This window comes from Nocardia sp. NPDC060255 (assembly GCF_042727395.1).
Classification (GTDB): Bacteria; Actinomycetota; Actinomycetes; order Mycobacteriales; family Mycobacteriaceae; genus Nocardia.
Genome location: NZ_JBHXAU010000001.1, coordinates 45,237 through 57,632, shown reverse-complemented (window position 1 = coordinate 57,632; position 12,396 = coordinate 45,237). Strand labels below are relative to the sequence as shown.

At 65.8% G+C, this 12,396-nt stretch carries 11 protein-coding genes and 1 riboswitch; of the genes, 5 read left to right on the top strand and 6 right to left on the bottom strand.

Annotation, left to right across the window (positions count from 1 at the left end):
• Nucleotides 1-2 precede the first annotated feature (2 nt).
• Nucleotides 3-548 (top strand): 3-isopropylmalate dehydratase, encoded by a 546-nt coding sequence (locus ACFWF1_RS00285; protein ID WP_379284463.1) that lies wholly within the window; start codon nt 3-5, stop codon nt 546-548.
• Between the two features lie 76 nt (nt 549-624).
• Entirely contained in the window at nt 625-1,206 is a 582-nt protein-coding gene (locus ACFWF1_RS00280) for a YbhB/YbcL family Raf kinase inhibitor-like protein (protein WP_379284294.1), read from the top strand.
• A 155-nt stretch (nt 1,207-1,361) separates the two neighbouring features.
• Here the strand turns inward: ACFWF1_RS00280 and thiC are convergent, their stop codons facing one another.
• Nucleotides 1,362-3,011: a phosphomethylpyrimidine synthase ThiC gene (gene thiC, locus ACFWF1_RS00275; protein WP_379284295.1), complete on the bottom strand. Its 1,650-nt coding sequence runs from the start codon at nt 3,009-3,011 to the stop codon at nt 1,362-1,364.
• Nucleotides 3,004-3,112: riboswitch (TPP riboswitch) on the bottom strand. It overlaps the preceding gene by 8 nt.
• A 133-nt stretch (nt 3,113-3,245) precedes the next feature.
• Nucleotides 3,246-4,649 carry a lipase family protein gene (locus ACFWF1_RS00270; protein WP_379284296.1) on the bottom strand — a complete coding sequence of 468 codons (1,404 nt, stop codon included), beginning with the start codon at nt 4,647-4,649 and terminating at the stop codon, nt 3,246-3,248.
• Nucleotides 4,650-4,746: 97 nt separating this feature from the next.
• On the opposite strand from ACFWF1_RS00270, the gene ACFWF1_RS00265 reads away from it, so the two are divergent.
• Nucleotides 4,747-5,436 carry a TetR/AcrR family transcriptional regulator gene (locus tag ACFWF1_RS00265; RefSeq protein WP_379284297.1) on the top strand — a complete coding sequence of 230 codons (690 nt, stop codon included), beginning with the start codon at nt 4,747-4,749 and terminating at the stop codon, nt 5,434-5,436.
• A gap of 66 nt (nt 5,437-5,502) precedes the next feature.
• Here the strand turns inward: ACFWF1_RS00265 and fahA are convergent, their stop codons facing one another.
• From fahA to ACFWF1_RS00250, 3 genes are all read right to left on the bottom strand, one after another.
• A complete protein-coding gene (gene fahA, locus ACFWF1_RS00260; protein ID WP_379284298.1) occupies nt 5,503-6,684 on the bottom strand; it encodes a fumarylacetoacetase in 1,182 nt (393 codons plus the stop codon).
• A complete protein-coding gene (locus ACFWF1_RS00255) occupies nt 6,681-7,877 on the bottom strand; it encodes a homogentisate 1,2-dioxygenase (protein ID WP_379284299.1) in 1,197 nt (398 codons plus the stop codon). Before ACFWF1_RS00255 ends, fahA begins: the two co-directional genes overlap by 4 nt.
• Before the next feature lie 304 nt (nt 7,878-8,181).
• Nucleotides 8,182-8,808: a TetR/AcrR family transcriptional regulator gene (locus ACFWF1_RS00250; RefSeq protein WP_379284300.1), complete on the bottom strand. Its 627-nt coding sequence runs from the start codon at nt 8,806-8,808 to the stop codon at nt 8,182-8,184.
• 182 nt (nt 8,809-8,990) lie between these two features.
• Between ACFWF1_RS00250 and ACFWF1_RS00245 the strand changes: the two genes are divergently transcribed.
• Complete coding sequence (locus ACFWF1_RS00245) at nt 8,991-10,913, top strand: acyl-CoA dehydrogenase family protein (protein ID WP_379284301.1); 1,923 nt, start codon at nt 8,991-8,993, stop codon at nt 10,911-10,913.
• Between the two features lie 64 nt (nt 10,914-10,977).
• Nucleotides 10,978-11,559, top strand: a complete 582-nt coding sequence (locus ACFWF1_RS00240; RefSeq protein WP_379284302.1) for a Uma2 family endonuclease — start codon at nt 10,978-10,980, stop codon at nt 11,557-11,559.
• A gap of 9 nt (nt 11,560-11,568) precedes the next feature.
• Here ACFWF1_RS00240 and ACFWF1_RS00235 read toward each other — a convergent pair whose 3' ends face one another.
• Nucleotides 11,569-12,384, bottom strand: coding sequence for an exodeoxyribonuclease III (locus tag ACFWF1_RS00235; protein ID WP_379284304.1), 816 nt, complete (start codon nt 12,382-12,384; stop codon nt 11,569-11,571).
• Nucleotides 12,385-12,396: the final 12 nt, after the last annotated feature.

The window sequence follows — 12,396 nt, the reverse complement described above, 5'->3', positions numbered from 1 at the left end:
CCATCACCGGCCGGGTCTGGGTCTTCGGCGACTCCATCAATACCGACGCCATGTACCCGGCATTCGCGATGAAGCTCGACATCCCCGAAGCCGCGAAGCATGTCTTCTACGAAATCCGTCCTGGGTGGACCGACCTGGTCGAGCCCGGCGATATCGTCCTCGCGGGCAAGAACTTCGGTGTCGGATCCTCCCGACCGGTCGCCGCACTGTTCCGCAGCCTCGGCATCGCGGCACTGATCGCCGAGGAATTCAACTCCCTATTTTTCCGCAATGCCATCAATTCGGGCTTGCCCGCCCTGACTGCTCCCGGGGTCACGCAGATCTTCTCCGACGGCGACGAAGGCAGCTTCGACTTCGCGACCGGGACCTACCGCAACGACGTCACCGGCATATCGGGCCAGGCACCGCCGCTGCCGCCGCTGATCCTCGAGATTCTCGCCAGCGGTGGTGTCCTGGCGCGTCTTTCCGAGCAGGGGTATCTGCCGATCGAACTACTAGAGGTGTTTCGGTCGGGTGCTATACCCGTCGACAGCGGATCCGGAGCGTGACACCGAACCCGAAACGCCGCTCCTGAACAACTCACACCGCACCTCACCCTCGTGCTCGCTGACCAACGGAGTTCACATGATCAAACACCCGATTGGGCGTCTGTTGCGACCCGTCCGCGCGGGTATCGACAAGATTGCTGCACATCGCCCGGCCGCCCGCGATGCGCCGGCGCTCATCACTCTAACGAGTACAGCCTTCGCCGACGGGACGCCAATCCCGCAACGGCATGCCGGTAAAGGCGTTGGGGATGACATCTCGCCACCACTGAAATGGGCAGGCGTCCCAGCGTCAACAGTCGAGCTGGTGCTCATTGTCGAAGACCCCGACGTTCCGTTGCCACGCCCGATCGTGCACTGCCTGGTCACCGGTATCGATCCGCAGGTGAACGAGCTCCCCGAAGGTGTCCTCAACCTCGAGCGCGGCCAAGTCTCGAACGACCTGCCGTTTCATATCGGCGTCGGCGCTTTCAAACGCCGGGGATATGCAGGTCCACGCCCTATCCCGGGACACGGTCCGCATCGCTATGTCTTCCAGATCTTCGCACTCGATACCACGAGCGGACTCAGAGGTGATGCGACGCTCGCCAAAACACTGCTTGCCATCAACGGGCACGTCATCGCCCGCGGAGAGCTGACCGGGACCTACGAACGTAGCTGAGGCCCTTGCACTTCCGACTACCTCAGCAGTGCAAGCAACACGCGCAACAGCACCGCCAACGACGTCAGCCCACTGGCCCCGAATCGACGTGTCGTCACGCCCGGCTCCCGCAGCTGCGCGGGAGCCGGACGTGTTGCTGGACGGGCGAACTCGACCTACGTGACGATCGGCAGGTAAACCGCGTTCCCGCTGTCGGCGAACTCGGCGGACTTCTCCGCCATCCCGGCCTCGATCGCCGCCACATCGGTGAGCTGGTTGCGGGCGGCGTACTCGCGCACGTCCGCGGAGATGCGCATCGAGCAGAACTTCGGCCCGCACATGGAGCAGAAGTGCGCGGTCTTGGCGGGCTCGGCGGGCAGGGTTTCGTCGTGGTATTCCCTGGCCGTGTCCGGATCCAGCGACAGCGCGAACTGGTCGCGCCAGCGGAATTCGAAACGCGCCTTGGACAATTCGTTGTCCCGGTCCTGTGCGTGCGGGTGCCCCTTGGCCAGGTCGGCGGCGTGCGCGGCGATCTTGTAGGTGATCACGCCGACCTTGACGTCGTCCCGATTGGGCAGCCCCAGATGTTCCTTCGGGGTGACGTAGCAGAGCATGGCCGTGCCCGCCTGTGCGATGATCGCGGCGCCGATGGCCGAGGTGATGTGGTCGTAAGCGGGCGCGATATCGGTGGCGAGCGGGCCGAGGGTGTAGAACGGCGCCTCCTCGCACAGCTCCTCCTCGAGCCGCACGTTCTCCACGATCTTGTGCATCGGCACGTGCCCCGGGCCCTCGATCATCACCTGCACGCCAAAGGATTTCGCGATCTTCGTCAGCTCGCCGAGGGTGCGCAGCTCGGCGAACTGCGCCTCGTCGTTGGCGTCGGCGATGGAGCCGGGCCGCAGGCCGTCACCGAGGGAGAACGTCACGTCGTACTTCGCCAGGATCTCGCACAGTTCCGCGAAGTTGGTGTACAGGAACGATTCCTGGTGATGCGCCAAACACCAAGCGGCCATGATGGATCCGCCGCGCGAGACGATGCCGGTGACCCGCTTGGCGGTCAGCGGCACATAGCGCAGCAGCACGCCAGCGTGCACGGTCATATAGTCGACACCCTGCTCGCACTGCTCGATCACGGTGTCGCGGTAGATCTCCCAGGTGAGCTTGGTCGGATCGCCGTTCACCTTCTCCAGCGCCTGATAGATCGGCACGGTGCCGACCGGGACGGGGGAGTTGCGCAGGATCCACTCGCGGGTCTCGTGGATGTTCTTGCCGGTGGACAGGTCCATGATGGTGTCCGCGCCCCAGCGGGTCGCCCACACCATCTTCTCCACCTCCTCGGCGATCGAGGACGAGACGGCCGAGTTGCCGATGTTCGCATTGATCTTCACCAGGAACTTCTTGCCGATGATGGTCGGCTCCAGCTCCGGATGCTTGTGGTTGGCGGGAATCACCGCGCGACCGAGGGCCACTTCGTCGCGTACCAGCTCCGGTGTCACACCTTCGCGGGCAGCGATGAAACGCATCTCGGGCGTGATGATGCCCTGGCGCGCCCAGGCGAGCTGGGTCGGCGGCCCGTCGACCTCGGGCTTTGCCCAGGTGTCACGCAATTTCGGTAGGCCCGACTCCAGATCGATCTGGGCTGTGTCGTCGGTGTACGGGCCGGAGGTGTCGTAGACGTCGAAATGCTCACCGTTCGTCAGATTGACCCGACGGACCGGAATGCGCAGCCCGTCCACCTCGGTGTAGTGCTTGACACTGCCTTCGATGGGTCCGGTGGTGACGGTGTCGATGATCTCGGAGCCGTCTTTGGACGTAGCAGTAGCCATGATTGTTCCTCCCTACGCCGGCATTACCCGGTCAGGTTCATACGGTCGACGGCCCTAGCCGTCCTCTCAGCCCGCTGGTGCGAGCCCCCGTTGGCGGTGTGAAATTTTCCAGGCCGAGACTACAGCCACATCCTGTGGGTCGCCCCATGATCGGACGAGCTCCGCCCCGCGGACCCGAAAAAGCTTGGCCCCCGACCGGACATTCCGGTCGGGGGCCAGGCAACGGGCGGGCGATCAGCGCTCGCGTGGGCCGATCGGGAAACCCAGCGCGCCGAAGGTGGCGTTCAGGTTGATCTCGATCTGCGTGAGCAGGGCGTTGAAGTCGGCCAGCATGGACACCACGTTGTCGGTGCGGCAGCCGACCTGGTCGGGTGCGTTGGGCGCGAGCCGCGCCTTCAGCCAGTTGAGCGTGCCCGCCATGCCGAGCGACGGCAGGCTCAGATGCTCGCTGAGATGATCGCGGGTATAGATGACGGACGCGCCACCGGCACACCACTGCTGGTCGAGCCGGTCATTGGTCCAGACCGGCACCGCTTCGTCGAAAACGCCCTGGTACAGGAAGATCGGCGCGGTGGGGATGTTGCGTCCGAGCACCGTCTGCTCGAAGGTCTCCTTGATCTCGGGAACCTGCAGGAAGTCGGGAATCGGAATGGTCAGCAGTCGCCCGTAGTCGACGAACATCTGGGTGACCGCGTTGCGCGGCAGGCAGGTGCGCTCGGTCCGGTCCATCAGCGCCTGCCCCTCGGGCGTCAGGTACCGGTCGGCCGCCTCCTTGAATTTCGGATAGGCCTTGCGCAGTGAGGAGATGCCGATGCCGATCAGCGACGAGAACATCGACCCGTTGACGTGCAGCAGCGACACCACATCCGAGGTCGGCGCGCCGAGGGCGATCCCCTTGACGTTCAGTTCGGGTGCGTAGGTCGGCTGCATTTCGGCGGCCCAGCCGGAGCCCATGCCGCCGCCGGAGTAGCCCCACAGGGCGACCGGGGTGTTCGTGCCGTCCAGGCCGAGCGGTTGGAAACCTTCGGCGGCGCGGATGCCGTCGAGGGTCAGGTATCCGGGTTCCTTCGGCACCGTGAGGTGACCGTCGAGTCCCTCGTAGTCCGGCACCGAGATCGCCCAGCCCTGGCTGATCAGCCCGGCGATCGCGATCAGTTCGCTCTGCGAGTGGATGCCCTCGAGCCCGGCCAGGCCCGAACCCTGTTGCAGCACATACGACGGCGAGCAGTCGTTGCTCGCGCTGTCGTAGTAGAACTGCAGCGAGACCAGCGGACGGGACCGATTCGGATCCGCGCCCGCGGGCAGGATGACCGTGGTGACGGCGACGGTGGGCTGTTCGTTGAGATCGGTGGTGCGGTAAAGCAGCTGCCAGGAACGCACATTGAGCGGCAGCGCGGTCAGGACCGCCAGGTGCACCTCCCGCGATCGGAGAATCGCGCCGGGTGCTTGGCCTTCGAATCCTTCGGGGGGTTGGTAGAACGAGTCCTCGTTCGGGAGTGGCTGTGCGGCGGCGGGCGCGGGCTGGACCGCGCCGTTCAGCAGCACGGTGGCCATGGCGATCGCCATCGTCACCAACACGGCCACCGTACGTTTTCCGGTCCGCGGGCGGCCGGTCGGATCACCATTGATCACTGACACGTATGCGTCCTTCCTCATCAACGTGACAGCGATTACAGCATGAGAACCTGTTACTAACAAGAACTCTTTTTAAAACCTATCGAGCTATGGTCGAGGTATGACCCGCAGCAAATCCGCCGCGCGGCCTGCCGAGGGGCCGGCTCGCCGCCGGATCCGTGGACTCGACGCCGAACAGCGCAGCGCCCAGCGGCGCAATCAGCTGCTCGACGCGGCCACCGAACTGTTTGCCGAGCACAGCTATTCGGGAACATCGATCGAGCAGATCTGCCAGCGCGCCTATGTCGGAACCAAAGGGTTCTACGACCATTTCGACAGCAAGGAAGCGTGCTACATCGCGCTGCTCGAACAACTCACCGCGCAGATCCAGCAACGGGTGATCACCGGCGCCGTCGCGGCCGCCGAGCTGGCCTGGCCGCAGCGGGCCGCGCCGGTGATCGCGGCGTTCGTGCACGCCATCGCCGACGACCCGCGCCTGGCCAAGGTGACTTTCGGTGAGGCGGGCGGTATTTCGCCGACGGTGGAGCGGATTCGGCGCAGCAACCGGCGGTGGTCGGCGGCCTTCCTGGACCGGGAGTGGTCCGGCGAACCGGCGAGCGATCCCGGTGTGCAACGAGCACGGCTCGCGTTGGCGCTGGCCGCCATCGGCGGCATGTTCGAGCTCGTCGCGGACTGGCTGCACCATCACGACGACGGTGGCACGCCGGACGGCAAGGACCTGCTCATCGAGGACCTGACCGGGTTCATCGCGGTGGTCTACGCGGGCCGGGGAGCCGTTGCGGGACAATAGATCATCGAAAACGACGCGAGTCGGGCCGAGCTGATCGGCCCGACTCGCGTCGTTGTGCTGTGCTGCTTATCCGCGCGGGCGCGCGGGCTGGATGCGGCCCCTGACCTCACCGAGGCCGATGCGCCGCACGTCGGGACCGGGCGCGGACGCGGTGATGACCACCTCGTCGCCGTCCTCCAGGAAGGTGCGCTTTTGGCCGTTCACCAGCACGGGTTCGCTACCGCCCCAAGACAGTTCGATGAACGAGCCGCGCTGATCCGGCTCCGGGCCGGAGATGGTGCCGGAGGCGTACAGGTCGCCGGTGCGGGTGATGGCGCCGTTCGCGGTGAGGTGAGCCAGCATCTGCGCGGGTGACCAGTACATCCGGGAGAAGGGCGGGTGCGACACCGCCTCCCCGTTCCAGGACACCGTCAGGTCGATGTCGAGTCCCCACGGCTCCTTTTCCCGCAGGTAGGGCAGGGGTTCGGGGGACTGTTCGGGTGTCGGCACCCGCGCGGGTTCCAGCGCGGCCAGCGGCGTGACCCACGGTGCGATCGATGTCGCGAAGGACTTGCCGAGGAAGGGGCCGAGCGGCTGGTACTCCCAGGCCTGGATATCGCGGGCGGACCAGTCGTTGACCAGCACGACGCCGAAGACGCGCTCGGCGAACTCGCCGGTCTCGACGGGATCGCCGAGTTCGGAGCCGACACCGACCAGGAAGCCGAGCTCGGCCTCGATATCGAGCCGCCGAGAAGGTCCGAAATCTGGTGTGCCCGAATCGGTTCGGCGCTGACCGTTAGGCCGGATCACCTCGGTGCCGGACACCACCACGGTGCCCGCCCGACCGTGGTAGCCGACCGGCAGATGCCGCCAATTCGGCAGCAGCGGTTCGCTGTCCGGCCGGAACAGGCGGCCGAGGTTGGTCGCGTGGTCGAGGCTGGCGTAGAAGTCGACGTAGTCGCCGATCGGCACCGGCAGGCCGAGGCGCACCTCGTGCATCGGATGTATTGCGGCACTGTCGATTTCATTGCCGACCAGTTCGCGGACGCGTTCGCGCACCTCGCGCCAGCGGCGCGGGCCCTGCGCCATGAGGGCGGCCAGGCTCGGTTCGGCGAATTCCGGATCGCCGAGCGCGGTCGCGAGATCGATGACCGAATCGCCCAATCGCGTTCCGACGCGGTAATTCTGGCCGTCCGGGGCGAACACGCCGTAGGGCAGGTTGTCCTCGCCGAACAGCGAATCGCTGGGTACCTCGACGCGAGTTTTCACGCGGGCCCCCGACCCGACCAGGTCCAGGCGTAGGCCGGGTCCTCGCAGGCGAGGGCGCCCTCGCCGAGCTCCAGCGGCCGGAAGGTGTCGACCATGACGGCGAGTTCGTCGAAGTAGTCGAGCCCGATGCTGCGCTCGTAGGCGCCGGGCTGCGGGCCGTGCGCGTAGCCGCCGGGGTGCACCGACACCGAGCCCTGCGCGATCCCGGATCCCTTGCGCGCCTCGTAGTTTCCGCCGCAGTAGAACATGATCTCGTCGGAGTCCACGTTGGAGTGGTAGTACGGCACCGGGACGGACAGTGGGTGGTAGTCCACCTTGCGCGGTACGAAATTGCACACCACGAAGTTGATCCCCTCGAAGGCTTGATGGGCGGGCGGCGGTTGATGGATGCGGCCGGTGATCGGTTCGAAGTCGCTGATATTGAAGGTGATCGGATACAGGCAACCGTCCCAGCCGACCACGTCGAACGGGTGGGTGGCGTACAGCAGCCTGGTGCCGACGACTTTGCCGCCGGGCCGGTGCTTGACCAGCACCTCCACGTCGGTGCCGGTCGCGGTCAGCGTCTCGGCCGGGCCGTGCAGGTCGCGCTCGCAGTAGGGCGCGTGCTCGAGCAGCTGGCCGAACTTCGACAGGTACCGCTTCGGCGGGGTGATATGACTGGACGCCTCGATCACGTACGCGCGCAAGGGTTCCGGGCCGGTGGGCAGCCAGCGGTGCGTGGTCGCGCGCGGGATGAGCACCTGATCGCCCTGCCGCGCTGGCACCGCGCCGAAGACCGTTTCGAGCACGGCGGCACCGGATTCCAGGTAGACCAGCTCGTCGCCGATCGCGTTGCGGTACAGCGGCGACGCGCCCTTGGCCACGACATAGGAGATGCGCACATCAGAGTTGCCGAGTATCAGGCGCCGGCCGGTCACCGCGTCGGTCCTGGCAGGCGTGTCATCGGGGAACAACTCGTGCAATCGCAGATGCCGGTGCCGCAGTGGATGATTCGGGGTGGTCGACTGATCGGGCAGCTCCCACACCGTCGAGTCGACGATCGCGGGCGGCAGCCCACGGTGGTACAGCAGTGACGAGTCGCCGGAGAAGCCCTCCTCGCCCATCAGCTCCTCGTAGTAGAGCTGGCCTTGTTCGTCCCGATGTTGGGTATGCCGTTTCGGCGGCACCGCTCCTACCTGTCGGTAGAACGCCATGACCGCACCTCCTTGCCTGGCTTGTGGCCTGGTTCGACTAAGTCACCATCGTAGTGATGGCCAGCCGGGCGTAGTGGCGGAATCCGCCCCCGACAGGGCGAATTCTGCCGGAACATCGGAGTATCGGGAGGCATTTCGACTAGCTGTTCGGTTAGCAGCCGACGATTTGTCAAACAAGGCGGTTGACGCACAGGTCGGCTGATGTCGAGAGCGCATGGATAACTCGTCGGGCATGGGCGGACCCAGCCCGATCAACCGGCCGGTCGTCGAGGTGACTGTCGCCTGTGAGTATCCGGAGAGGAGCTCAGGCGTGCCGTAAGGCGCGGTATACAGCGGCGCCGACGAAGGCACCGAGATCCTGTGGTGTCCAAGCGCCTTCGTCCGAGAGCAGGTTGCGCACCGCCCCTTCGCCCGCCGACACCCAAAGCTCCACCAGCACCGGCAGTTTGCGCTCGGCGTCTTCGGTGCCCCAGGCGCGCAGCGTCGGCCGCAACAGTGCGCTGCAGCGTTCGATGGCGAGTGCGCGGCCGCGACCGAACGAATCCGCAACGGCCGGATCGGGATTGCCGTAGAGCAGGCGCCAGGCGTCCGGCCGTGCGGCCGCCTTCTCCAGCAGTGCCCGGAAGCCTTCGATGAACACGGTCTCGCCCGCGTCGACGTCGCGGCGCCGCATCACGCCGAGCAGGTCGTCGACCAGGTAGCTTTCCTCGCGCTGGATGAGCGCCTCGATCAGTTCGACGCGATCGGCGAAGCAGGCGTAGACGACCGGACGGGTGACGTTCATCCGCTCGGCGATGGCGGCCATGGTGATCGCCGCGATGCCGTGCTCGACGGCGATGGCCAGCGCGGTATCGAGCACCTGCGGGCGGCGGCGTTCCGGGCCGAGGTGCGGCGCTCGCTGCCGCGGCTGCACGGCCGAATCGCTACCCATGGGCACCAACATAGCAGCGGAGGTTGCTGAGTTCTCGCTGGTCCTGCGCCTGTAGCTCAACTTCCTACATCCACGAATGTTAATGCTACAGTCGTGCATGAAGTCGGCGGATGGTGCCGACCGACCTTGTCGAGCGACCTGCACGCAGGCGCAAGCGCGATGCCACGGCCGAGGAGTCAGCGATGACCGAAACCCTGTTCAACCCGAAGACCTGCGAGTTCGCCGAGTTCGATGCGGAAACCCGGCGGCTGCTGCGCGCCACCGTCGATTGGTTCGAGGGCCGCGGCAAGGCGGTGCTCAAGCAGGAGGATCGGGATCGGGTCTGGTACGCCGAATTCCTCGATTTCGTGAAGCGCGAGGGGCTCTTCGCGACCTTCCTCACACCGGCCGCCGAGGCCAACGGCGATCCGGACAAGCGCTGGGACACCGCGCGGATCGCGATGACGAGCAAGATCCTCGGCTTCTACTCCATGCAGTACTGGTACGTCTGGCAGGTCACCATCCTCGGGCTCGGCCCGATCTGGCAGAGCGACAACGCGGCGGCCAAGCAGCGCGCCGCCGCCCTGCTGGACTCCGGCGAGATCTTCGCCTTCGGCCTGTCCGAGAAGGAGCACGGCGCCGACGTCTACTCGACCGACATGACGGTCGAGCCGCAGCCGGGCGGCGGCTACCGCGCCACCGGCGGCAAGCACTACATCGGCAACGGCAATCAGGCCGCGCTGGTCTCGGTGTTCGGCCGCCGCTCCGACAAGCCGATCATCGACAGCGCCAAGGCGCTGGAAAGCAAACCGACGCAAGAGGATTACGAGGGCTATCTGTTCTTCGTCGCGGACAGCAAGCACGAGAAATACCATCTGCGCGGCAATGTCGTCGACGGCCAGATGTACGTGGCCGCCTTCGATCTCGACGGGTATCCCGTTGCCGAGGAAGACATCCTGCACCGCGGCGAGGCCGCCTTCCACGCGGCGATGAACACCGTCAACGTCGGCAAATTCAACCTCGGCTTCGGCGCCGTCGGTGCCTGCGAACACGCCTACTACGAGGCGATTACGCACGCGGAGAACCGAATCCTGTTCGGGCATCGGGTAACCGAGTTCCCGCAGGTGCAGTCGCTGATGACCGACTCGTACGCGCGGTTGATCGCGATGAAGCTCTACAGCGAGCGGGCGATCGACTACATGCGTTCCGCCGCACCGGAAGACCGGCGCTACCTGCTGTTCAACGCAATCGAGAAGATGACCGTCACCCGGCAGGGACAGCGGATCATCGAGGACCTCGCCGACGTGATCGCCGCCCGCGGTTTCGAGAAGGACATGTACTTCCCGATGGCGATGCTCGGACTGTTCGGCCTGCCCAGGCTCGAGGGCACCGTGCACGTGAACATGGCCCTGGCACTGAAGTTCATGGCCAACTACATGTTCCATCCCGCCGACGCCGGCCTCGCCGCCCTGCAATTCCTGCCCGGTGCCGGTTCCGCGCCCAAGGGCACCCTGCGCGCCGTCTCCGGTGCGCTGAGCTGGTCCAGCCGCAAGCTCGCCCCACGCGCGGGCGCCGCGGTGCCGAAGCTGCGCGCCGAATTCGCCGGTGCCGCATACGCTCCCGTGCCGACCCGCCGCGACACCGCCGACGACGAATTCCTCTTCCGCCAGGGCCCGAGCAGCGGCCTGGGCCGCATCCGCTTCAGCGACTGGCGCCAAGTCTTCGAAAAGTTCACCCACATCCCGAACGTCGCCGTCTTCCTGGAACAGGCCCTTGCCTTCCAAACCCTGCTCGCCGCCGCGCCCCCCACCGCCGCCCAGCAACGCGACGTCGACTTCCTCTTCGCCCTTGGCGAACTCTTCACCGCCCTCCCCTACGCCCAACTAGTCCTCGAACAGGCCGAAATCGAAGGCACCACTCCCGCCGTCCTCGACCAAATCTTCGACAACTTCGTCCGAGATTTCGCCAAAAACGCCCTAACCCTGCACACCAAACCCACCGCCACCAAACCCCAGCAAACCCGAGCCCTAGACCTCATCCGCCGCCCAATCCCCGACCGAGCCCGCTTCGACCAGGTCCTCACCCAAGCCCGAGCCCTCGCAGGCACCTACGAAATGAACCCATAGGTCGAACGCTAGGGCAGCGGCCTGAACCCACAAAGGTCCAGGCCGCTGCCAGTATCGTGACGCCATGGCCATGGTTCGGGAGCCGCTGATGAGCACAGCGGAGTTCGAGGAACTCGCTCAGGCGGCCCACCGCATCGCGGAGGGTTTGCGGTTGGAGTTCGTCGAGGGAAAGTTGAGTGCGAAACCTCCGCCGAATGGGAATCACGGCTGCACCGTCGCGTGGCTGATACGCCTGTTCGTGCTGAACCGGCCGGAGCTGTGGTTGTCGACTGTGCAAGGACTCATCGTCGGTGCCGATCGCACGGGGCGGGCGCGCCCGGACGGCGTGCTGGCCGACGCCGAAGCCTTTGTAGGCCAAAGCAAATGGGCAGACGCGGATCCGGTACTAATGGTTGTCGAAGTCACATCGCGCGCCGAGGACGCCGATCGTCGGTGCCGAACAGACAAGCCACAGGCCTACGCGGCAGCGGGTATTCCCGTCTACTTACTGATCGATCGAGCGGCCCGCGAGGTCGCTGTCTACAGCGGTGTCAGCGCAGATCGGTATCAGCAGATAATGACGATGCCGTTCGGTGCCGAGGTGCTGCTCCCTGCGCCGCTCGATATAACTCTCGATACCGAGCCGCTCGAGCAGTGGGCGTTGTAATCGCCGTATTCAGACGGTGAAGTCGGCGATTACGGGGGCGTGGTCGCTGGCGCCCTTGCCTTTTCGTTCTTCGCGGTCGACTACGGCGTCGGTTGCGGTGGTGGCGAGGGTGGGGGAGGCGAGGATGAAATCTATGCGCATGCCCTCTTTGCGGGGGAAGCGGAGTTGGGTGTAGTCCCAGTAGGTGTAGACGCCGGGGCCGGGGGCGTAGGGGCGCATGACGTCGGCGAAGCCGGTGTCGAGGAAGGACTGGAAGGCGTCGCGTTCGGGTTGGGACGTGTGGGTTTTGTTGTCGAAGAATTCGGGGGACCAGACGTCGTCGTCGGTGGGGGCGATGTTCCAGTCGCCGACGAGTGCGATCTTGGCCGCGGGGTCTTCGGCGAGCCAGCGGGCGCCGTTGTCGCGCAGGGCGGCAAGCCATTCCAGCTTGTAGGTGTAATGCGGGTCGTCCAAGGCACGGCCGTTGGGCACGTACAGGCTCCACACCCGGACACCGCCACAGGTGGCGCCGAGGGCGCGTGACTCGACGACCGGCGCGCTGATCAGCGATTCACCGGCCTCCTTGTCGAAGCCGGGCTGGTTCGGGAAGGCGAACTCCACATCTTTCAGACCCACCCTGGAGACGATGGCGACGCCGTTCCACTGGTTGATGCCGAGATGGGCGACCTCGTAACCGAGTTCGTCGAACCGCTCGAACGGGAACTGGTCGTCGCGGCACTTCGTCTCTTGGATCGCTAGCACGTCGATGTCCTGGCGGTCCAGAAACTCCGCCACCCGGTCGAGCCGGGAGCGGATCGAATTGACGTTCCAGGTGGCGAGGCGCACAGCGGCCTTCCT